This window comes from Vibrio sp. JZG10, from assembly GCF_054064075.1.
This window is the reverse complement of the sequence record NZ_JBSUGE010000001.1, coordinates 17,387-39,329: the sequence shown is the minus strand read 5'-3', so window position 1 is coordinate 39,329 and position 21,943 is coordinate 17,387. Positions and strand designations below refer to the sequence as shown.

Below are 21,943 nucleotides of genomic sequence, written 5' to 3'. Positions count from 1 at the left end.
AGTAGGTTTCCAGTTAGCATCTTTCTTCTCAAGAATTTTCTCAGGATGAGAGCCGTCTTGTATTTGCTTTTTCATTTTCAGCAGTGTGGACTTAAATACATTCTCACTATGCCTAATTCTTCCTAGCGTGCCAATCCAGTTCTGATAATTTGCACCATGTATTCGTGAGTGAGGTGAATCTTTGGAGTAGTGTAGTGATCTTTGTAAGCACTGGATCTAGGTAACCAAACACCATTAATTGCATCATTAATACCTATACCAAATTCGAACATTTGTAATTTTGCATCAATCATTGCAGTTACCTTACCGTTTCCCATCACAATATGATGTGCTGCGTGATTTGGGCTAGGTTGAGGTTCAGCTACGGCATAGAGGTTTCTAATTAGCGAATTCGTAGGATGATGTTTCTCTCTAGATAGTTGGCTTTCATCTTTAGCCTTGTTTTCTCGACGGTACTTCTTAAGGTCTTCATAGAGCTCGTCTTGTAAGCGAGCGTGGGCTTTAATTTTTGCTCTTTCGCGTTTCAAATATTTAATTGTTGCTTCAACCTCTTCAAGCTCGGATTTACTAGCATTGGTCAAGTTACTAACCTTTTTATAGTGTTTCAAAGCTTCGACTTGATAGTTATATAGCTAACTCTAATGCCGATGGATTTGTTGGCCTCGGTGGTTTCTTGAATACAGGTGAAACTCCTAGTGTAGTAGTACTCATATCTGCTCCTCAAAGTAAGAGATAAACAGTTGATCTAACACATAGAGTTAAAAGATTCAGGTTAAAATAATCACAATAAAACCTGAATCTAACTTTTAAGTAACAACAAATTTGTAAATTACATTTCACCTCTAACTCTACAGCGAGTAAGCATTATATGAGTTTTAATCGACTGAGGCTGGACTTTGTCTAGAGCTATTAATTAGGCTACTGAGAGTTGTTAACATCGGGTTGTTGAAGTTCGTAATTACTGGCCTGAGTGATAATATCTTTATCCATGTGTTGCTTTATGAACTGAGTTTTTAACCTGATGCGCAGTTGAGCTTTCTCAAGATCAGATAAGTCGAGGTCTTCTGTCTCTATTGACGTTATATCTCTAGCTAATATAGAAAGCCTTAGAAAAGCCAACCTTTGATCGTGTATATCAATTAGTCGCGATATAGCCTTAGAAACCGGCTTAGCGGATAACTCACTGAGTGTGAAGTAGTTAGATGGGTCAGCCTCATCGTAAGCAATCGTGTTTTCTAGGGCGATACGGTTAGACGTATTGCGGTCACGTTGACGGCTTAGAGAAAAATCCGAGCAGTAAACTTGCTTACGGCGTTGAACAAGTGCTAAATCACGCGCAACACATTCAACCTCGTAAGCACATTTACGGCGCAGTTGACGAACAAGCCCATGTGTCGAGCGAAGTCACCGTTACGGTGTAATGATTTCGGCAAGTCCAAACAAGGGTTAGAAGTAGGGCGCTCAATAAAATCTGACAGGTCGTGTGAGTAGATTGGCGAACTCATTGCAGATTTCACAGCCGACGGAATGAAATCCTCAGGCGTTGTGAATCTGTGGTCGACGTACTCAAAACGATGGTCGAATAAGTTGTCAGGAATGTGCTCACATGAAGCCCAAGAATGGACAGGAACAAAATCAATCCATTCTTGTTTACCTGATGCCAAATCAATAACAAGTTCACGCATTATTGAGCCTCAACCGTTTTTGAAATAAGGGCGCGTTTTGGTGCGTCTTCAACGTAAACACGAAGCTCATCAACTTCGTTTTGTGTAAGCTTGCCGTCAGACACGAACTCGTTAAGCATTGGAATAGCGGATGGCTCTTTTTCAATCCAGATACGCACTTGAGCGTAAGTGCTCGCAGGAGCATCGAAATTAGCGCGACCATAGAAAACAAACGCGATAGCTAGTAGCCCAGCTAACATACATAACAGTTCAAATGTTTTGTCGCGTTCCATAATCAACCACCTTGACTAGTTGAGAGAGCGACCGCCAAAGCCAAGCGCGAAAGCGTCAAGGGCAAACGCCCAGAGCTAAGGCGGTATGATACTAATTGAATAACCAAATTTGGTTAGTAGCGTAATCACCAAAATTGGTTAGCGCAAGACACCAAAAATGGTGATTGATAAGCTAAACTGACGGAAACGGAGGAAGCGGTATGTATCAGAACAAACTATTAGATGCCTACAAAAAGGCTCAAAGTTACGTACAAGACAAACAAATTGCAGCGGATATGAATGTGCCGCCGCAGAGAATCAGTGATTTCCGCAAAGGAAAGCGTTATATGACTGAGGTTGTCACGCTGATCGCAATGAAAACCCAGCGATAAAAAGCATGTGGGAAAGCATTGCAAAAAAGTATAACGGACTTGGATTATCAAGCATTTCAATGGTTTGTGCCGGATTGGCTTTAGTGATTGCAAGTCCACAGGAACCACTATTACAGTGCGCATTATATGTGTTATGTTAAATTGAATGTACTCGTACGCCAAATGTTGCCAATGATCACTCCTATTCCCCTGTGGATTTGAAATTTAAGGTCTCCATCATAACCATTAAACATAATGGCTATTTACCATAAAATACTTAATATAGATCTTAATAATCTATCGATTGTTAAGATCTATATTAATGCTTTTTCTACTTACAGAAATGGCTGTATAGCTTCAAAGATATCTTGTCTTCGAACTGGTTTGGAAATGAATCCATCCATACCTGCGTCAAGGCATTTATCTCTATCACTTTCTAGCGCATGAGCGGTTAATGCGATGATTGGAGTCTTGAAGCCTTTATCTCGGAGAAGCCTTGTTGCAGTAATCCCATCCATCACTGGCATCGAGACATCCATAAGAATCAGGTCGATTAAATCCTCATTTTCCTCTAAGAACGTTAATGCTTCTGCTCCATGACTTGCGATATGAACATTATGACCAAGCTTATTTAAAATGAGCTTTATTACAAACTGATTCGATTTGGTATCTTCTACTACGAGAAGATCCATCGCTTTTGTTGGTTGGTTGTTTTCTATTTTAACTGGACGATTTTGATTGCAACGAGTTAAAACGGGAATCTTAATAGTAAATGTTGAGCCGACATGCTCGTCACTTTTAACGATAATCTTGCCGCGCATCATTTCAACTAAATGCTTGGTTATTGCTAGCCCTAGTCCTGTGCCACCAAAGCGTCTCGTGATGGAACGGTCACCTTGATGAAATGCCGTAAATAGATGTTCTTGCTTGGCTTTAGATATACCAATTCCGGTGTCTGATATTGAAATTACAAGCTCGGTGTCTTGCTCAGATACTGAAACTTTTACTTCTCCTTCATCAGTAAACTTTATTGCATTCCCAATAAGATTAAACAGGATTTGAGATAATCGCGTAGAGTCAATCCAAAACTGTTTGTCGTTAGTTACCATGCAATTGAGTTTAAATTGAAGGCTCTTCTTCTTAGCTATTTGTTTTTGTTGAGAAATAACAAAAGTGACAGTGTCTCTTAAATTAACCCACTGCTCATTGAGTTGAAAGCGACCTGATTCAATTTTTGAGAGGTCAAGGATGTCGCTGATAATCGCGAGAAGCAACTCCGCTGAGCATTCCATTTGGCTCAGGGCATCGATTTGCTCTTCTGATAAGGTGGATTGTTTCAGAATATCGAGCATTCCAAGGACGGAATTTAGAGGGGTTCTAATTTCATGACTCATCATCGCTAAGAATTCTGACTTTGAGCGATTTGCAAGCTCTGCTTCTTCTCTTGCTTTAGCAAGCTGAGTTGTCCGCACTTCAACAATACGTTGTAACTTCTCTTTGGTCTCAATATCGATGACAGCTCTCTCTATTAAAGGCCGAAAGCGTCTTAAGGTTTCCTTATTTTCTATGCTAAAGTGCCCTTTCTTCGCACCAATGAGTAAGATGACTGTTTGTGTTACCTCTGAGCGTATGCCCGTTAGGACGACCGAGTTTACATGGCTTTTTATAAAGCTGTTTAGGTTAATAAATTCAGCAAGCCTATCTGGTTCGAACAGCAGAATACATTCGCCATTCAGCGCCCTCTCAGATGCGTTACCGTGTAACCAAGATATGTTATCAAATACACTATTTGTCGATATCAACGTTTTGAAGGGGTACCTCTCATCATCACGAGTTAGAACGATAAAATCATCAAAGTTGATGTACTTCTTAAGGACATTATTTAATCCCGTAAATATCTCGTGCCGGTTTTTTGCTTCACTCATCGCGGATATCGCTGAAAGAATAGCTTTATTCTCATCGGCGAGCAGTCGTTCTCTTTGCCTAGCCTGTTTTAGTTCGACTAACGCTTCTTGCAGCGCTTCCTGTTGGTATATGTCTAAGTATTTATCTTTCATAAGGTTTATGGAATATCGCTGATGAAATCATCAGGTTTCCATGTCCATTCTCACCACCAATAAATCTACCTTGCTCACCAAAAGTAAAAGGGCAAATAAAAGGTAACTGTTCTAGTTCTTGGTTAATTTGTTCACAAACGCTATTCATGTCTTGCATTAAGTGCAACATAGGACCTGCGCAAAAGATGTTTATCACCCCAATTTTTCGAGATTCTTCTAATTTTTGATTAAAGGCTGCATTTACAACTTTAGCAGCGCGTGCAACGAGGTGTTCTCTGCTTCCTTTCATTAAAGTGAGTTCATCACCCTCTTCTATTCGTGTAAATAGCTCAATTCCTCCATCTCGCGTCTCACGAATTGGATGGGACAATTTGTAATATGGACGCTCATAGAGGTGGCCAGCGACACGCCCTAGTGGATAAGCGCTCGAGTTTGTAAATAGCAGGTTGTTTTTGCCTACTTGGTTATCTTGATGGTTTGTCCACTTTCTATAAACATTGAGGGCTGGTTCGTCATCAATTTCTAGTAAGCACCTATCGTTAGTTTTGGTTGCAACCCCTTTAATATTGGTTGGAGTGTGCCCAGCACTAAAAGCAATATCTACAGGTTGTGAGGAGTAAAACAATGTCAGACTTAAACCTGCAGTTTGAGATCCTTGGGCGGTAATAACAGACCATTTTCCCGCGATATGATTATCAGCGGCTGAACCACCAATAATTGGGATCAGCGTACCAAACCTTTCATCTATAGATGCAATGATTGATTCCTCTTGCCCTGGAGTTGCATGAAGCAGTATTAAGTTTGGCACTTCTCCTACACGGTTAGCGTTCTCAAGAGCCATATCTAAGGCTCTAGTTACACTGTCACCTGAGTCATAGTTAGAAATACCAGTTCCATAAGCATGAGGGCCTGAATCATAAATTGCGAGCGCCGCAATCACTGGGCCCGTATGAAACCCCCGGTCTGTCATTACTGCTTGGCATGAACTAGCTCCATGAAAAGGCACTCCAGGAAAATGTTCAAGAAAAGCTTCTCGAATTAACTCGAAGTCGTACTCTTCCGTGTAGTAGCACATCACGTAAGACAAGTTCTGTTGTGTCAGCTCGGACCTAAGCGTTTCTATCGCTGAGTCTTCATCTTTAATATGAGTAAAAACTGATTGGCAATGCATACGATTTTATAATTGGGTATCACTCTGCTGTTATACCATTCCAACCAATTTTCTCTAGGTAAGAAGGTGAAAATTTCATTAAGAAGTTGCGATTATCTCGTGACAGATCGTATTTATAATTGAACTACAACAATGTTTTCGCCTTTTTTAAAGGTGATTTTTTTTGATTCAGGTATTGTGTCCCATTCTATTTTCTTATGTTCCCGATCGAGATTGATAAATTCGCCAGATTGATTTAGATCAATTTTTAGAGTGCTACTTTTCATCGTTTCGAGCGAAATTCCCGCCGAGTCACGATTAATTGTGATTATTTCACCTTCAATTGTTACATCACATCGTTCTTTTTGTGAACAGTCAATGCTAGTAACGCTCTCGTGTGTAAAGGTACGCCAGAAAAATGCGCCTATTAACACACTGAGCATGATTAAGATTTGTGCAAGTCGCGCCTTTGTTAACTTTTGTGCAGGCATAATTACTAATATCCTTGTTACAAACTTCAAACTTTTTAAATAAAAAATGATTTCCAGGGGGCCAGTAAGGTTACTACCCTGTCATTGAATTGTTAATTCAAGTATAGTGTCACGCTGAAAATGCCACTTTTTATTAAAGTCAGCAATGGAAATAAGGTGATGATAACACTTGAATTCTAGAGTTTACTTGGGTGGTGTTACGACGCAAGTCGTGTTGGAAGTAAAAGTGTAGTTAATTAGAAATTGGAAGCATGCAAATGAGCCAAGTAAAGCAGCTTGAACAAAACTACAACTATACAGTCGTTCGCCAATTTACCCTTGTGACCATTTTATGGGGCATAGTTGGTATGGCTGTTGGTGTTTTGATTGCCGCTCAATTAGTTTGGCCACAGCTAAACTTTGATACGCCGTGGTTGACGTACAGTCGCTTACGTCCACTGCATACTAATGCGGTAATTTTTGCGTTTGGTACAAGTGCTCTGTTCGCAACGTCTTATTATGTTGTACAGCGTACATGTCAAACACGTCTTTTTGGTGGCCCACTCGTTGCCTTCACCTTTTGGGGTTGGCAAGCAATCATCCTGGCAGCAGCCATTACTTTGCCTCTCGGTTTAACATCGGGTAAAGAGTATGCTGAGCTAGAATGGCCTATTGATATCGCAATTGCGCTAGTATGGGTATCATATGCGGTGGTGTTCTTCGGCACACTGGTGAAGCGAAACACGTCACATATTTATGTGGCAAACTGGTTCTTCGGTGCCTTTATTATCACAGTAGCAGTACTTCACATCGTGAACAGCATGGCTATTCCTGTGTCACTTGGTAAATCTTACTCGATTTACTCAGGCGCAGTGGATGCGATGGTTCAGTGGTGGTATGGACACAATGCGGTAGGTTTCCTACTCACCGCTGGTTTCCTAGGCATGATGTACTACTTCGTTCCTAAACAAGCTGAACGTCCTGTTTATTCTTACCGTCTATCTATCGTTCACTTCTGGGCGCTTATTTCTCTATATATTTGGGCAGGCCCTCACCACCTTCACTATACAGCGCTACCGGACTGGACTCAGTCTCTAGGTATGGTGATGTCGCTGGTTCTATTTGCTCCTTCTTGGGGTGGTATGATCAACGGTATTATGACGTTATCTGGTGCATGGCATAAGCTTCGTTATGACCCTATCCTACGTTTCCTAATCGTTTCTTTGTCGTTCTACGGTATGTCTACCTTTGAAGGTCCAATGATGTCGATTAAGACAGTTAACGCACTTTCTCACTACACAGACTGGACCATTGGTCACGTTCACTCTGGTGCGTTAGGTTGGGTTGCGATGGTTTCTATCGGCTCTGTATATCACTTAGTACCTCGCCTATTTGGCCAAGAGCGTATGTACTCGGTCGGTCTAGTGAATGTGCATTTCTGGCTAGCGACAATCGGTACCGTTCTTTACATCGTTGCGATGTGGATCTCTGGTGTAATGCAAGGTCTGATGTGGCGCGCGGTTAACTCTGACGGTACGCTAACTTACAGCTTTGTTGAGTCTGTAGAAGCGTCTTATCCGTTCTACTTTGTACGTTTCTTAGGTGGATTTATCTTCCTATCTGGTATGTTCCTAATGGCATACAACACGTACAAAACGGTAAGTGCACCAAAAGAAAGCCTAAAAGCTATCCCACATCCGGCATAAGGAGATTTAAGAATGAGTAATAATTCTAATAATCGCCACGAAATCTTAGAACGTAATGTCGGTTTGTTGGCTATTTTTATCGTGTTTGCTATCAGCTGGGGTGCTCTTGTAGAGATCACTCCTCTGATTTTCCAAAAGCAAACGACTGAACCTGTAGAGAATCTGCGTGCTTACACTCCTCTGGAGATGGAAGGTCGTGACATCTACATCCGTGAAGGTTGTAACGTTTGTCACAGCCAGATGGTTCGTCCTTTCCGCTCAGAGACTGAACGTTACGGTCACTACTCTGTTGCTGGTGAGAGTGTTTGGGAACACCCATTCCTTTGGGGCTCTAAGCGTACAGGTCCGGATTTAGCTCGTGTTGGTGGTCGTTATTCTGATGAATGGCACCGCGTTCACCTACTAGATCCTCGTGAGCTTGTGCCTGAGTCAAACATGCCAGGTTTCCCGTGGTTAGCTGAAAACGTTTTAGACGGTAAGCTAACTCAGAAGAAACTTGAGCTATTTCGTGATCAGTTCGGTGTCCCATACACTGATGAAGAGATCGCGAATTCGGCTAAAGAAGTAGAAGGTAAAACAGAGATGGATGCAATCATCGCTTACCTTCAGTCTCTTGGTCATGCAATGAAGTAAGGGGATCATATGGATTTCGGTACAATTCATAGTATTTATACCGTTGTACTCTTCGCTAGTTTTATCGGCATCGTATGGTGGGCATTTAGTAAAAAGCGTAAAGCACGCTTTGAAGAAGATGCCAACCTGGTGTTTGCTGACGAAGAACAAAAGACCCCTAATAACCAAGGAGTGAAGAAGTAATGACTACATTCTGGAGTCTCTGGATTATCGTGATTACTGTCGGTACGCTGGTAGGCTGTGCGATTCTCCTAACTTGGTGCGCTAAAGATAAAATGGGCGTCGAGGAAGGGGAAGACATGGGCCACGAGTACGATGGTATTCGCGAGCTAAACAACCCTCTACCAAAGTGGTGGACTTATCTGTTTGTAAGTACATTTGTGTTTGCAGCAGTTTATCTAGCCCTATTTCCAGGTCTAGGTAGCTTCAAGGGCTTTTTAAACTGGCAGAGTTCTGCTCAAACAGTACGTTCACTGGAAGAGTCAAAAGAAGCCATCGCTAAAGCACAAGAGAACAAGCAACTAAACCAATACGCAAAAGAACTGGATGACGCAGATGCATACTTCGGCGAAGCATTCCGTAAACTTGCGCACAATGATAGTGGTTTGCGCCCAATACCTGAAATTGCGCAAGATCCTGAAGCATTAAAAGTTGGCCAACGTTTGTTTTTGCAAAACTGTTCTCAATGTCACGGTTCTGATGCTCGTGGTCAGAAAGGTTTCCCTAACCTAACTGATGATGCATGGCTATACGGCGGTGAACCAGCTGCAATCGTAACAACCATCATGCATGGCCGTATTGGTCAAATGCCAGCATGGAAAGATGCGCTTGGTGAGCAAGGTGTGCAAGAAGTTGTAAGCTACACACTTAGCCTATCTGGTCGTAAAGTGAATGCTCGTGAAGCAGCGGCAGGTAAAGCACGTTTCGTCGTGTGTGCAGCTTGTCACGGTACTGATGGCAAGGGTAACCCTGCAGTCGGTGCACCTGATCTTACAGACCAAGATTGGCTATTTGGCGACTCTCGTGCAGCTGTAACCGAAACCGTAATGAACGGCCGCTCAGGTGTAATGCCCGCGTGGAAAGACATTTTGGGTGAAGATAAAGTTCAGCTCGTTGCCTCTTATGTCTGGAGCTTAAGTAACTCAGAGAGTAAGTAACTGAGATATTAAGTAACATAGCAATAACAGCCCCTTTCATAGGGGCTGTCTTTCCTTTAAATTTAACGCCTTACATTTTTTCATTTAGCTGTTGAGAACTTTTTTATGGTAAAGCCTTGGTATAAACAATTTTGGCCGTGGTTCCTAATCATCCTTCCTCTTACTGTCGTAGTTTGGACTGTGATTACTGTGGTCGTTTTCTCGAACAACTCTGTTTCTTTAGTCGCCGAGGATTACTATAAAAAAGGCAAAGGCATTAACATCGACATTAGTAAAATGAATGTCGCTCGTGACCTAGGTCTTAACGCAGAGATTTCTTCTGAAAATAACAATGTTGTGATTGTTTTCGCTAAAGGGAAGCTATCTCATTACCCTGCTCTAACGGCCACTTTCACTCATCGTACTCTTCCTGATCGTGACTTTACAAAGCTCGTAACGGCGGATGCATCTGGTAATTACCGCCTAACGGCAGAAGAATCTATTCAAGGTCCTTGGTTTATCGAACTACAACCACATGACCAACAATGGATGATCCAAGGTAAAGTTGAATTTCCTGCCTCGTCAACACCGTTAATGAAGTAAGCATATGTGTGAATCCTGTTATCACTGTGGTGAAGATGTACCAGCCAACACGGATTTTAAAGTTGATATACTCGGTGAATCCCGCAAGATGTGTTGTCCTGGCTGCGAGACGGTTGCTCAAACCATCGTAGACAGCGGCTTAGTATCCTACTATCAATATAGAACTGCGCCTGCGGAAAAAGCAGATTTAGTACCAGAGCAACTCCAAGCTTTAATTCATTATGATAATGAAGATGTACAATCAGAATTTGTGCGAAATCGTGAAAATGTCTCTGAAGTAACTCTTTCTTTAGAAGGCGTTTCATGTGCAGCTTGTGCGTGGTTAATCGAAAAGCAAGTCTCTAATACGGCTGGGTTAGTGTCTATCCGCGTGAATACAACCACTAACCGCGCGTTACTGGCCTGGGATAACACTCAAGTGCGATTAAGTGAGCTCCTATCTGTCATTCATAAACTGGGCTATAAAGCCGCACCATTTGAAGCTGATAGGCAAGAAGCCTCTTATCATCGAATGATGAAGCAATACTTATACAGATTAGGTATTGCTGGTTTAGCTACCATGCAAGTTATGATGCTAGCCGTCGCATTGTATCTAGAAGTTTTTGGTGACCTAGAACCGGAGTTTAAAAATTACTTTCGTTGGGTAAGTCTGATCTTTGCTACGCCAGTCCTACTCTACTCTGCTCTTCCGTTTTACTTAAATGCGTGGCGAAGCATCAAAGGCCGAACCCTCGGTATGGATGTGCCTGTCTCGATTGCACTTATTTTTGCCTATGTAGCCAGCTTAATAGCAACCGTTACAGAACAGGGCGAAGTCTTCTTCGAATCGATTTCAATGTTCACTTTCTTCCTATTAGTCGGACGATTTTTAGAGGTGCGAGCGCGTCGCAAAGCCGCAGCGGCGAGTGGTAACCTATTAAAGTTGATCCCAGCGATCGCCACGACGCTGGATGGCGAGCAAATACCAGTGAAAACTCTAAAAGTTGGAGATCGTATTCGAGTCCTTCCTGGTGAACATATCCCAGCTGACGGCAAAGTTATTTCGGGTCGTATTCATATTGATGAATCCATGCTAACAGGTGAATCCGTACACGTGGTGAAACGAGAAGGCGATGCGGTTTATGCAGGAACATTAAACGGTGATGAGTCATTTGAGCTAGAGGTCATGAGTTCTAAAGCTGACTCAATGATTTCCAATATCGTGCGTTTACAAGATGAAGCTCAACACTCCAAACCTAAAATCGCAGAAATTGCAGACGTTGTTGCTCGTTACTTTGTTGGAGCAATTCTTATTATTTCTGCTGGTACTTGGTTTTACTGGCATCAAACAAAACCAGATGATGCGTTTTGGATCATGCTATCCGTATTGGTAGCCACCTGTCCATGTGCCCTATCTCTTGCGACTCCAACTGCTCTAACTTGTGCTACCTCTCGTATGGGAAACTTTGGCATTTTGCTTCGTAAAGGTCATGTGTTCGAGACGCTATGTAAGATCAACCACTTAGTTGTAGATAAAACAGGTACTCTGACGAAAGGCGATATTGAGATCTGTGATACAAAAGTGTTGAGTGATCTTCCAAAAGAAGATTGTCTCTCTCTAGCCGCAGCATTAGAAGCTCATGCAAACCATCCTATCGCTCGCTCTTTTGCAAGTTACGCCAATGACGACTTTGTTGTGTATGAAGTGCAAAACGTGATTGGTTCAGGGATTGAGGGGATCTGGAATGGCAAAATCGTTAAGATAGGCAGTGCGGTTTTTGTTCAAGGCAAGGAAAGCGATGAAAGCCATGCGGTCTATCTTTCAGTTGATGGCGAGCATGTCGCTAGCTTTTACTACCGCGACCCTATCCGAAAAGAAAGCAAAGCCTTTGTTCAACGTTTTGCTGACGCTGGAATTAAGACAACGCTGCTAACAGGTGACTCTCTCTCAAACGCTCGACCTGTAGCGAAAGAAATTGGCATCGATCACGTCGTTGCGTCAGCAAAACCAGAAGACAAACTCGCGTACCTTAAGAGTCTTGATGAAGACAGTATCACAATGATGGTTGGCGATGGCATCAATGATGCACCTACTCTCGCCGGAGCTCATCTTTCAGTTGCAATGGGCGGTGGTACAGATGTCGCTAAAGCTTCTGCTGATATGACGTTACTTGGGGATAATCTCGAAAAGCTACTAGAGGCACGCTTGCTTGCACTGCGTACAAGAAAGATTATTCGAGAAAACTTGGCTTGGTCTTTGGGTTACAACCTGTTAATTTTGCCTTTAGCTGTCGCTGGTTTAGTGGCTCCCTACATTGCAGTAGTTGGCATGTCTGCAAGCTCAATTATCGTTGTATCTAACTCTTTGCGCCTGCTCAAAGAGAAATAAGTAGAGAAAGCAAACATGGAAAGTCTTTATATATTGATTCCTATCGCTATCGTTCTCGTTTGTGTTGCTGTTGCCGTTTTTCTTTGGGCAGTAAGAAGTGATCAGTTTGAAGATCTAGAACGACAAGGACATAACATTCTTCTTGATGAAGAAGACAAATCTAATAGTGATAAAAAATAGCAACCTTTATGACTCCTGACTTTATTGGTGCTTTGATGATCGGCCTCGTCGGGGCCGGTCATTGCATGGGAATGTGTGGTGGTATCGCGTCTCTGCTTACCATGGGCTCTTCTACTAAAAATAAAAGTACCCCTCTTATCCCTCTCTTCTATAACCTCGGACGATTGATCAGTTATGTCTTAATAGGTGCATTGGTGGGTGGGGCTATATCAGGTTTATCTGAGCTAAGTGGATTAACGCATTCTCTTGCTTGGTTAAGGCTGATTGCTGCACTGTTCATGATTCTGGTTGCGCTTTATATTGCTAGATGGTGGCAAGGTTTACTGTTAATAGAAAAGTTAGGACAGCACATTTGGCGCTTTATCTCACCTGCTGGTAAGCGTTTGTTGCCATTAAAGCACCCTCTTCATGCTTTACCATTTGGCTTCATTTGGGGCTGGTTACCATGCGGCTTGGTTTATTCTGCGCTAACTTGGTCGGCGGTTTCAGGCAGCGCAATAAACGGTGGCCTTATTATGCTCGCGTTTGGCCTCGGAACACTTCCGGCAATGCTGATTATTGGATATGGTGCCAACCATTTTCAGAAATTACAAAAATCGTTAATATTTAGAAATATTTCAGCATTAATCCTTATTGGGTATGGTTCGTACACTGCTGTAGGAGCCATGGAGTTACTCGGTTTCATATAACGTTAAACTCTATTGAGGTGACATTTTTGCTACCCTTTAGGATTAAGCGATGCTAAAATATTGATGTATATCAAATAGTGAAAGGTTGTTATGATTTCTGAAAAACCTGCAACAAAGCGTATCCAATCAGGCGGTTGCGCCATTCATTGCCAAGATTGTAGCATTAGTCAGCTGTGTATCCCGTTCACTCTGAATGAGGCAGAACTTGATCAGCTTGACCAAATCATCGAACGTAAGAAGCCTATCCAAAAAGGACAAGAGCTTTTTAAGGCTGGTGACGAGCTAAAATCTCTGTACGCTATCCGCTCTGGTACCATCAAGAGCTATACGATCACAGAGCAAGGTGATGAGCAAATCACAGCGTTTCACTTGGCCGGAGACCTAGTTGGTTTCGATGCCATTACAGGTGACTCCCACCCTAGCTTTGCTCAAGCGCTTGAAACGTCGATGGTATGTGAAATCCCATACGAAATTTTAGACGACCTATCAGGTAAAATGCCTAAGCTTCGCCAGCAAATTATGCGTTTGATGAGTAACGAAATTAAAGGTGATCAGGAAATGATTTTGCTTCTTTCTAAAAAGAATGCAGAAGAACGTCTAGCGGCTTTCCTATACAACCTATCAACTCGTTTTTCTCAACGTGGCTTCAGCCCTAGAGAGTTTCGTTTAACGATGACTCGTGGTGATATTGGTAACTATCTTGGTCTTACAGTGGAAACAATCAGTCGCTTGTTGGGTCGTTTCCAGAAATCCGAGATCCTAAGTGTAAAAGGTAAATATATCACTATCTTAGACCACGATGCATTGATGGAACTTGCTGGTGTAACTAAAGAATAATACACCCCAATTATTGATGTAGCTCGAAAATGAGCTACATCATATTTCTCATAAATTCCTTTCGAAAGTCCTCAAAAAGTTACCCAAACTAAGCTACAGTAAAAATGTACGGTAAGTACTCCAAAATACTGATTTAATTTATATTCAGTATCTGGTTTTGCAATAGAAGTGGGCTTAGTTATGAGTATATACAGTAAGATCCTTGTTGTAGCTGACATCAATAATGATGAGCAGCCCGCACTTGCAAGAGCTGTTCAATTAGCTCAAAAAAGTGTATCTAGAAGCCGAATCACTTTCTTTTTATCCATTTACGATTTCTCTTATGACATGACGTCAATGCTATCAGTGGATGAAAGAGATGCTATGCGTCGAGGTGTTATCCATCAACGTGAGCAGTGGATGCGTAAAATTGCTCAACCTTATCTAAACGATGGCTTCGACTTTGATGTATGTGTCGTCTGGCACAACCGTCCTTACGAAGCAATTATCGCTGAGGTCTATGCAGGCAGCCATGACCTAGTCATTAAAGGCACACGTAAGCACGACGTGTTAGAATCTGTGATTTTCACTCCGACCGATTGGCACTTGTTACGTAAATGCCCTATCCCAGTACTTCTGATTAAAAATGCAGATTGGCCAGAACAAGCAAGCATTCTTGCCTCGGTGCACGTAGGCTCTGAAAATCCAACTCATATTGATCTCAACGATGCCATGGTCGAGCGACTAAAAGAAGTCACCACCCGACTGGATGCCAAACCATACCTTGTTAATGCGTATCCCGTTACACCGGCGAACATTACCATTGAACTTCCTGAGTTTGATCCAACGACTTATACCGATGCCGTTCGAGGTCATCACTTAACTGCGATGAAAGCATTACGCCAAAAACACGGCCTTGATGAAGAGCAAACGATTGTTGAGCAAGGCTTACCTGAAGATGTCATTCCAGCAGCAGCAGAGCGCTTGAATGCTGCAATGGTTATTTTAGGCACCACAGGGCGAACCGGGCTTTCTGCTGTCTTTATTGGTAATACAGCTGAGCACGTGATCGATAAAATAAATTGCGATGTATTGGCTCTAAAACCAAAAGGCTACATTAGCCCTCTCGATCCAAATACAGCAACCTAATCTCTCTTTAGCATTGCTATATTGAGCGCTTTCAAACAGACGCTAATAGATCCCCCTAATAAAGGGGGATTTTTGTTTGGGGACAGTTAAAGCGTTGAATACAAAAAAGGAGGTCTAATTGACCTCCTTTTTACGAGTTAGATGTTCGTAACATCGATGAACATTGATTCATCAATATTCGTCGAAGAAACGACAGCCTCATTAAATTCATACTCTTCGCGGTTACCTTCGCGATCTAGCGGTAAGTTAACAAAGTCGAACAATTCGCGGTCTGCTAGTTGGCTTGGGCTTACGTTTTGAATTGATTTAAAAATCGCTTCCACACGCCCTGGCGTCTTCTTATCCCATTCAATCAACATTGCTTTTATAGATTGACGCTGAAGGTTCTCTTGAGAGCCACAAAGGTTACACGGAATAATTGGGAAATCCTTGTGTTCAGCGTATTTGATCAGATCTTTTTCACGACAGTAAGTTAATGGACGAATTACCACGTTACGACCATCATCAGAGCGTAGTTTTGGTGGCATCGCTTTAAGGCGAGAGCCGTGGAACATATTCAAGAACATTGTTTCGACAATGTCATCCATGTGATGACCTAGCGCAAGCTTAGTTGCACCAATCTTCTCTGCAAATGAGTACAGCGTACCACGTCGCAGGCGCGAACACAGACCACAAGTGGTTTTGCCTTCTGGCACCTTCTCTTTTACGACGGAATAAGTGTCCTTATCGACAATATAGTAAGGGATATTCAGTGTTTCGAAATACTCTGGCAGAATGTGCTCAGGGAAGCCCGGTTGTTTTTGGTCTAGGTTTACCGCAACCACTTCAAATTTGATTGGCGCAGCTTTCTGAAGATTCAACAGGATATCAAGCATCGCGAATGAATCTTTACCACCGCTAATACATGCCATCACAACATCGCCTTCTTCAATCATGTTGTAATCAGTAATGGCATTTCCAACATGTCTTCTCAGGCGTTTCTGAAGCTTGTTGAATTCTAGGGTTTCTTTTCTTGTATCTATTTGGTTCATTGCGGGCTCTCACATCGCCGATAAATCGACTAGGACTTCCTAACATGGGTTTCTTTGGGGCGTGGATTATACGAGCTTTTTACGCAGGATTAAATGCTTGTCTTATTGAGTCTTTAAGAAAAGAGTGTGAAAGATACTTTAGTTACGGTCACAAATGAAAAAAGAGCCGCAATTGCAGCCCTTTCTAAACTCTCAGTGTTCACTTCTTTGCGTTAGGCAGATAAGGTAGCACTCGCATCGTCGGTTCTGGTAGTGTCATTGTGCCACCTTGCCCTATTTCACTTAGTGCGACTTGTATCTTGCCATTGACAATTGGCTTTTCGGTTCCGTTTGAGAAAATCACTTTATCATTCAGTTGATTTGCAAACTCCATCGTCACACCTTGAACTTCAGGTGTAAACCAACCCGCAAACATACCGCCTAAATCTTCCAACATCGTCTGCATTTGAGGTAGAAGAGGCTTAAGTTGCTCGTAAGAAACGTTACCCTGTAATGGTTCTTTGGCCATCACGACAAGTGAGTAATCGCAGCGAGTATCTTTTGGAGTATCGACAAAAACCAACGGATTCGCTGACTTTAAGTTTTTATCGACTGGCAGAGGCAACTCTTGTGAAGCAGGGATAACAAACTCTTCATAGTGCTCTTCTTTTTCCATCCAAGCTTTTTCTATTGTACAAATTTGCTTAGTTTTTGCGTCCACAAAGAAGACGCCAACTTTCACGTCGTCATGCCCTTCTTTATTGTTGTTTTTGAGTTGGGTGTATAACTTTGAGTATGTGAACATGTACTCTTGAGCTTGGGTTATTGGCGATACAAGAATTAGCGCCGCACTTCCCAATAGACTTAGGCTTAACTTTTTCATTTTATCCGTTATTTTATTGTGTCCAGTAGGCGTTATTATGACGAATCATAGCGCGAAGATCGTGTACATAAGCAATGCCACGTTCAGAATATGCTAGCAATCCATGAGTTAACTCTGACGCCGTTGCGACCGATAACAGGTCTTTGTTCTTTTCGGCTAGAGAAGCTCTGATTTCACGTAGTTCAGCATACGCTGGGTTTCGATTAACATTCATAAAGTAGCCATGAACCGACTGCTGTACAGAATCGAATTTTTCAACTTCATGAGCTTTGCCTGCGCCACGTTGCGCAGGAACAATTCCACAACCCTTTTTATAACACCATTGGCCGAACAAGTTGTTAGCTTGAGTGGCAAAACGAGAAGTGCCCCACGCAGATTCATTTGCTGCTTGAGTTAGAACCAGCGCTTCTGGTAAGACATTCACTCGCACAAGCATTTCACCCAACCACGCGTGATCGACTTTGTTGTCGCTCAAAGGCAAAGAATACAGAGCCGCTAGTCGCTGAGCGTACTCTTCTTGCTCTTGAGTGATTTGTCCCACCTTTAAAGAAGTAAGAAACGCTCGTTCATGGCGAATTCGTTGATTCTCAAGTGCTATTTTAGGCCTTAAAAAATCAAAAAACGCCGCTTTTTTCTCTTTGGTGTCTTTTATTGCGTTGAAGTCAGGGATATCACCAATGTGTGGCAAATGAGACAAATCGACATGCTTAATTGTCCCGGACAGCACATCAGGATTCTCAACATATTTAAACTGTTGCTCGTAGTGTAAATACGGTCCAATAGAAATGAAAGTGGCGGCTATACAGGTAGCCGCCACTCGTAAACTTATTGATTTTAAAGAATTAGGCATCAAACACCTGTGAGTTACCATCGTGGTCATTGTCGTTTTTCTGTGTTGCAACGATCTTGAGCTTAATTCCAAACATTTCGCGGTAGAGTATGCCTTTCAAATGAAAGAAGAATGGCAACACAAAAATCAAGCCAATACCGTAGAACATCGCTGCGACAATAAACATCAACATCACGCCTAAGTAAAGCCCTGCGACGACAAAAATCTTCTTGTTAATAGCGCGAAGTGATAACAGTAGCGCCTGCATTGGTGGCACTCTTTTTTCACAAATCAATAAGATAGAGTGACTAAACGCTAAAGAAAGATACAGGGACAGTAGAGGGAAGATCATACCAACTACGCCTTGCAGCATTAGGCTCATCAGCGTTGCTAGGATCACGGGAATAGTAAACTGTAGCCCTTTGCCTACATGGCGCAACTTAGTCTTTAGGCCCGCGATATGGCTCATGGCCATCAAGCTGATCCCTGCATAAATTGGGGCGCTGATCACCTCATAACTAAAGTTCGCGACATAAATAGAAGACACAATATCGTTAGTGAATGATTCTGGATTCTCAAATGCATCAAGAATAACGGTCAGATCACCCAGCTGTAGTTGTAACGCGATATAGAAAATACCTAACTGGACAAAAAGCAATACAATAATAGCGGGAGAAAAGGATAAAAAGTGCTGGATGGTTGCTCGCCAAGCTTCATTGAAAACAGCCCCAGCTTTAAGCTCGTAGTTGCCAGACAAAGCTCGCTCTACACTCCCCCCAAGATTGAAATCTTTCTCAAAATCGTCGTTCATAGTTTATCCAAGATTAACTTGTAAAATTTTCACTGGAATTCCAGTCAATTAATGTGGCCGTTATTATAAAGAAATCTTTCCACATCTAACATCACAACTCACGTACTATCCTTGCAATCTCAACTGTATGGTTGATAATTAACCACTCTCAAAGTTATGAAATTGAAAACAATTATTGAACAGAGCTTAGTGCTATCAAACTGTGTTTAAATGCCAATTAATCTTATAAAAACAGTATGGTAAGGAATGATGACTTTTGCCTGCAAAATTTTTTCTGTTTCAAGATAAGAAAATGCTTTAATTTCACAATTTTGGTGATTATGATGCGCGCCTCAAAAGTGAATGGCTAGTGTCACATCAGCTGGGATTATCCCAGCTTGAACGTGGGGGAAATACAGACGTTGAACGCAAAACCGCAAGCAGGAAAGCCAGTTATTCGTTTATCTGGTATTAGTAAAAGTTTCGATGGTAAGGAAATCATCGGTAATTTAAATCTGGATGTTAATCATGGTGAGTTTCTGACGATTCTTGGGCCTTCTGGTTGTGGTAAAACGACAGTTTTACGAATGATCGCTGGTTTTGAAGCGGCGGATAACGGTCAAATCATTTTGGATGACCAAGATGTAACACAGGTTCCTGCTGAGCAGAGACACGTCAACACGGTATTTCAAAGCTACGCACTGTTTCCACACATGACCGTTTTTGACAATGTCGCTTTTGGTCTTCGTATGCAGAAAACGCCTGCAGCAGAGATTGAACCAAGAGTAATGGAAGCATTACGCATGGTTCGTCTAGAAAAAATGGCACAGCGTAAACCGCACCAACTTTCTGGTGGCCAGCAACAGCGTATCGCAATTGCTCGTGCAGTTGTTAATAAACCAAAAGTACTTCTGCTCGATGAATCGCTATCGGCGCTGGACTACAAGTTGCGTAAACAAATGCAGATCGAGTTGAAGCAGCTTCAGCGTCAACTTGGTATTACCTTTATCTTTGTAACACACGATCAGGAAGAAGCCCTATCGATGTCAGACCGCATTATCGTGATGCGTGATGGCGTTATCGAACAAGATGGCTCTCCGCGTGAGATTTACGAAGAGCCTAAGAACCTGTTTGTTGCTCGCTTTATTGGTGAGATCAACGTATTCAATGCAACCATGCTAGAGCGCATCGATGACAAACGCATCCGCGCAGAAATTGAAGGTGTTGAATCCGTCGTTTACTACGATAAGGAAGCACAGAAAGGCGACAAACTACAAGTACTACTTCGCCCTGAAGACTTACGTATCGAAGAAATCAAAGAGTCTGAAGAAAAAGGCATTGTAGGTCACGTGACTGAGCGTACTTATAAAGGTATGACGTTAGATTCTGTTATCCAATTGGATTCAGGTATGCGTGTAATGGTAAGCGAATTCTTTAACGAAGATGATCCTGATGTGGACCACTCACTTGGCCAGAAAGTCGCTATCACTTGGGTTGAGAGCTGGGAGGTAGTACTCAATGATAAGCAAGAAGATTAATCTTCAGAACGCGATCATTGCCTTAATCGTAGGCTGGCTAACACTGTTTGTGTTGGTACCAAACGTGATGATTATTGGTACCAGTTTCTTAACGCGTGATGAAGCAAACTTAATCGAAATGACATTCACTTTCGACAACTACTTGCGTCTGCTGGACCCACTGTATGCGAAAGTGCTGATGCACTCGTTCTACATGGCAATTGTGGCAACGTTGTTGTGTTTAGTCATTGGATACCCGTTTGCTTATATCGTAGCGAAAATGCCTGAAAAATGGCGTCCGTTTATGCTGTTTTTGGTGATCGTACCATTTTGGACGAACTCTTTGATTCGAACTTACGGACTGAAGATTGTTCTCGGTACACAGGGCATTTTGAACAAGTCGCTGATGGCAATGGAAATCATCGACAAGCCGTTGCGTATTATGTATACCGAAACGGCTGTAATGATTGGTCTTGTATACATCCTACTTCCTTTCATGATTCTGCCGCTTTACTCGGCAATCGAGAAGTTGGACAACACTTACATCGAGGCAGCAAAAGACCTCGGTGCGAACAAGCTCCAAACCATTACTAAAGTAATTCTACCTCTGACAATGCCTGGCATTATCGGTGGCTGTTTGTTGGTTCTACTACCTGCGCTGGGTATGTTCTACATCTCAGATCTTCTAGGCGGTGCGAAGAACCTACTGATTGGTAACGTAATTAAGAGCCAAGTATTGAACGCTCGTGATTGGCCATTTGGTGCTGCGACCAGTATCGCCCTCACCTTCGCAATGGCGGTCATGCTTTACGCTTACTACCGAGCAGGAAAATTATTGAATAAGAAAGTGGAGCTAGACTAATGGGACGCACAGTTAGATTTAGCTTTATGGTGTTGGTTTATGCATTTTTGTATCTACCAATCGTTGTACTAATCGTAAATTCATTTAACGCCAATAAATTTGGTATGAAATGGGGTGGTTTCACCACAAAATGGTATGAAACCCTAGTCAACAACGACAGCCTAATGCAGGCTGCATGGCACTCATTGAACGTGGCGGTATTTTCTGCAACAGCGGCTACTATTATTGGTAGCTTAACAGCTGTTGCCCTATTCCGTTACTCGTTCAAAGGCAAAGGTGCTGTAAACGGCATGCTGTTTGTCGTAATGATGTCTCCAGATATTGTCATGGCGATTTCATTACTTGCTCTGTTCCTAGTATTAGGCGCACAGCTGGGCTTCTTTACTCTATTGATTGCCCACATCACCTTCTGTTTGCCATTTGTGGTGGTAACCGTATACAGCCGCTTAAATGGCTTCGATGTGAAGATGTTGGAAGCAGCAAAAGATCTTGGTGCAAGTGAATGGGTTATCTTAAAGCAGATCATCCTTCCTCTTGCAAAACCAGCAGTTGCGGCAGGCTGGCTGCTTAGCTTTACCCTGTCTCTGGACGACGTAATTATTAGTTCGTTCGTAACAGGTCCAACGTATGAAATCCTACCATTGAAAATTTACTCGATGGTTAAGGTGGGTATTTCACCGGAAGTGAATGCTCTTGCAACGGTCATGTTGGTGGTTTCTTTAATTCTTGTCGTAATTTCTCAGTTGCTCGCAAGAGAAAAAGTAAAGTAAAATCCACATCCGTTAACA

Annotated in this window: 23 protein-coding genes and 1 pseudogene; 14 read left to right on the top strand and 10 right to left on the bottom strand. The window is 42.4% G+C overall.

The window, feature by feature from the left end:
* Positions 1-122: 122 nt before the first annotated feature.
* The 3 genes from ACWYVB_RS00220 to ACWYVB_RS00210 form a co-directional block, all read right to left on the bottom strand.
* Positions 123-581: an AHH domain-containing protein gene (locus tag ACWYVB_RS00220; protein WP_457527491.1), complete on the bottom strand. Its 459-nt coding sequence runs from the start codon at positions 579-581 to the stop codon at positions 123-125.
* A gap of 744 nt (positions 582-1,325) precedes the next feature.
* Positions 1,326-1,685, bottom strand: a complete 360-nt coding sequence (locus tag ACWYVB_RS00215; protein ID WP_457527489.1) for a hypothetical protein — start codon at positions 1,683-1,685, stop codon at positions 1,326-1,328.
* The gene (locus ACWYVB_RS00210; RefSeq protein ID WP_395196597.1) at positions 1,685-1,957 is read right to left on the bottom strand and encodes a hypothetical protein; all 273 of its coding nucleotides are present in this window, start codon (positions 1,955-1,957) and stop codon (positions 1,685-1,687) included. The genes ACWYVB_RS00215 and ACWYVB_RS00210 overlap by 1 nt, the downstream gene beginning before the upstream one ends.
* A 200-nt stretch (positions 1,958-2,157) precedes the next feature.
* Here ACWYVB_RS00210 and ACWYVB_RS00205 point away from each other — a divergent pair.
* Positions 2,158-2,468: pseudogene (locus tag ACWYVB_RS00205) on the top strand (DUF3693 domain-containing protein).
* A gap of 174 nt (positions 2,469-2,642) precedes the next feature.
* Here the strand turns inward: ACWYVB_RS00205 and ACWYVB_RS00200 are convergent.
* From ACWYVB_RS00200 to ACWYVB_RS00190, 3 genes are all read right to left on the bottom strand, one after another.
* Complete coding sequence (locus ACWYVB_RS00200; RefSeq protein ID WP_457527487.1) at positions 2,643-4,364, bottom strand: ATP-binding protein; 1,722 nt, start codon at positions 4,362-4,364, stop codon at positions 2,643-2,645.
* Positions 4,354-5,535 (bottom strand): FIST signal transduction protein, encoded by a 1,182-nt coding sequence (locus ACWYVB_RS00195; RefSeq protein ID WP_048626396.1) that lies wholly within the window; start codon positions 5,533-5,535, stop codon positions 4,354-4,356. The genes ACWYVB_RS00200 and ACWYVB_RS00195 overlap by 11 nt, the downstream gene beginning before the upstream one ends.
* 113 nt (positions 5,536-5,648) lie before the next feature.
* Complete coding sequence (locus tag ACWYVB_RS00190; protein WP_104974100.1) at positions 5,649-6,005, bottom strand: hypothetical protein; 357 nt, start codon at positions 6,003-6,005, stop codon at positions 5,649-5,651.
* 257 nt (positions 6,006-6,262) lie between these two features.
* On the opposite strand from ACWYVB_RS00190, the gene ccoN reads away from it, so the two are divergent.
* The 10 genes from ccoN (at position 6,263) to uspE (ending at position 15,264) form a co-directional block, all read left to right on the top strand.
* Positions 6,263-7,690 (top strand): cytochrome-c oxidase, cbb3-type subunit I, encoded by a 1,428-nt coding sequence (gene ccoN, locus ACWYVB_RS00185; protein WP_005396488.1) that lies wholly within the window; start codon positions 6,263-6,265, stop codon positions 7,688-7,690.
* Between the two features lie 12 nt (positions 7,691-7,702).
* Positions 7,703-8,323 carry a cytochrome-c oxidase, cbb3-type subunit II gene (gene ccoO / locus ACWYVB_RS00180; RefSeq protein WP_005377475.1) on the top strand — a complete coding sequence of 207 codons (621 nt, stop codon included), beginning with the start codon at positions 7,703-7,705 and terminating at the stop codon, positions 8,321-8,323.
* Positions 8,324-8,332: 9 nt separating this feature from the next.
* Positions 8,333-8,506, top strand: a complete 174-nt coding sequence (locus ACWYVB_RS00175) for a cbb3-type cytochrome oxidase subunit 3 (RefSeq protein WP_005377485.1) — start codon at positions 8,333-8,335, stop codon at positions 8,504-8,506.
* Entirely contained in the window at positions 8,506-9,480 is a 975-nt protein-coding gene (gene ccoP / locus ACWYVB_RS00170; RefSeq protein WP_005396485.1) for a cytochrome-c oxidase, cbb3-type subunit III, read from the top strand. Before ACWYVB_RS00175 ends, ccoP begins: the two co-directional genes overlap by 1 nt.
* A 105-nt stretch (positions 9,481-9,585) precedes the next feature.
* The gene (locus ACWYVB_RS00165; protein WP_046875302.1) at positions 9,586-10,062 is read left to right on the top strand and encodes a FixH family protein; all 477 of its coding nucleotides are present in this window, start codon (positions 9,586-9,588) and stop codon (positions 10,060-10,062) included.
* Positions 10,063-10,066: 4 nt separating this feature from the next.
* Entirely contained in the window at positions 10,067-12,430 is a 2,364-nt protein-coding gene (locus ACWYVB_RS00160; RefSeq protein ID WP_457527483.1) for a heavy metal translocating P-type ATPase, read from the top strand.
* Between the two features lie 15 nt (positions 12,431-12,445).
* Positions 12,446-12,610, top strand: a complete 165-nt coding sequence (gene ccoS, locus ACWYVB_RS00155; RefSeq protein ID WP_012841826.1) for a cbb3-type cytochrome oxidase assembly protein CcoS — start codon at positions 12,446-12,448, stop codon at positions 12,608-12,610.
* Positions 12,611-12,618: 8 nt separating this feature from the next.
* Positions 12,619-13,299 (top strand): sulfite exporter TauE/SafE family protein, encoded by a 681-nt coding sequence (locus ACWYVB_RS00150; RefSeq protein WP_256952144.1) that lies wholly within the window; start codon positions 12,619-12,621, stop codon positions 13,297-13,299.
* A gap of 90 nt (positions 13,300-13,389) precedes the next feature.
* A complete protein-coding gene (locus tag ACWYVB_RS00145; RefSeq protein WP_005377497.1) occupies positions 13,390-14,136 on the top strand; it encodes an FNR family transcription factor in 747 nt (248 codons plus the stop codon).
* 180 nt (positions 14,137-14,316) lie between these two features.
* Entirely contained in the window at positions 14,317-15,264 is a 948-nt protein-coding gene (gene uspE, locus ACWYVB_RS00140; protein ID WP_053807422.1) for a universal stress protein UspE, read from the top strand.
* Positions 15,265-15,401: 137 nt separating this feature from the next.
* Here the strand turns inward: uspE and ttcA are convergent, their stop codons facing one another.
* The 4 genes from ttcA to ACWYVB_RS00120 all read right to left on the bottom strand — a co-directional run bounded on the left by ttcA (position 15,402) and on the right by ACWYVB_RS00120 (position 18,797).
* On the bottom strand, positions 15,402-16,295 hold the full coding sequence (gene ttcA / locus ACWYVB_RS00135; protein ID WP_005377502.1) for a tRNA 2-thiocytidine(32) synthetase TtcA: 894 nt from the start codon (positions 16,293-16,295) through the stop codon (positions 15,402-15,404).
* Positions 16,296-16,494: 199 nt separating this feature from the next.
* Positions 16,495-17,157: a DUF2987 domain-containing protein gene (locus ACWYVB_RS00130; protein WP_074190133.1), complete on the bottom strand. Its 663-nt coding sequence runs from the start codon at positions 17,155-17,157 to the stop codon at positions 16,495-16,497.
* 13 nt (positions 17,158-17,170) lie between these two features.
* Complete coding sequence (locus ACWYVB_RS00125; RefSeq protein WP_031780554.1) at positions 17,171-18,007, bottom strand: glucosaminidase domain-containing protein; 837 nt, start codon at positions 18,005-18,007, stop codon at positions 17,171-17,173.
* Positions 18,000-18,797, bottom strand: a complete 798-nt coding sequence (locus ACWYVB_RS00120; protein ID WP_012841829.1) for a DUF2189 domain-containing protein — start codon at positions 18,795-18,797, stop codon at positions 18,000-18,002. Before ACWYVB_RS00120 ends, ACWYVB_RS00125 begins: the two co-directional genes overlap by 8 nt.
* Before the next feature lie 401 nt (positions 18,798-19,198).
* Here ACWYVB_RS00120 and potA point away from each other — a divergent pair, with 401 nt between their 5' ends.
* From potA to potC, 3 genes are read left to right on the top strand one after another with little or no spacing between them, the layout of a single operon-like run.
* Positions 19,199-20,314, top strand: coding sequence for a spermidine/putrescine ABC transporter ATP-binding protein PotA (potA, locus tag ACWYVB_RS00115; RefSeq protein ID WP_005396475.1), 1,116 nt, complete (start codon positions 19,199-19,201; stop codon positions 20,312-20,314).
* Entirely contained in the window at positions 20,295-21,155 is an 861-nt protein-coding gene (gene potB / locus ACWYVB_RS00110) for a spermidine/putrescine ABC transporter permease PotB (protein ID WP_012841831.1), read from the top strand. The genes potA and potB overlap by 20 nt, the downstream gene beginning before the upstream one ends.
* Positions 21,155-21,925 (top strand): spermidine/putrescine ABC transporter permease PotC, encoded by a 771-nt coding sequence (potC, locus tag ACWYVB_RS00105; RefSeq protein ID WP_457527477.1) that lies wholly within the window; start codon positions 21,155-21,157, stop codon positions 21,923-21,925. Before potB ends, potC begins: the two co-directional genes overlap by 1 nt.
* The last annotated feature ends 18 nt before the right edge of the window (positions 21,926-21,943 follow it).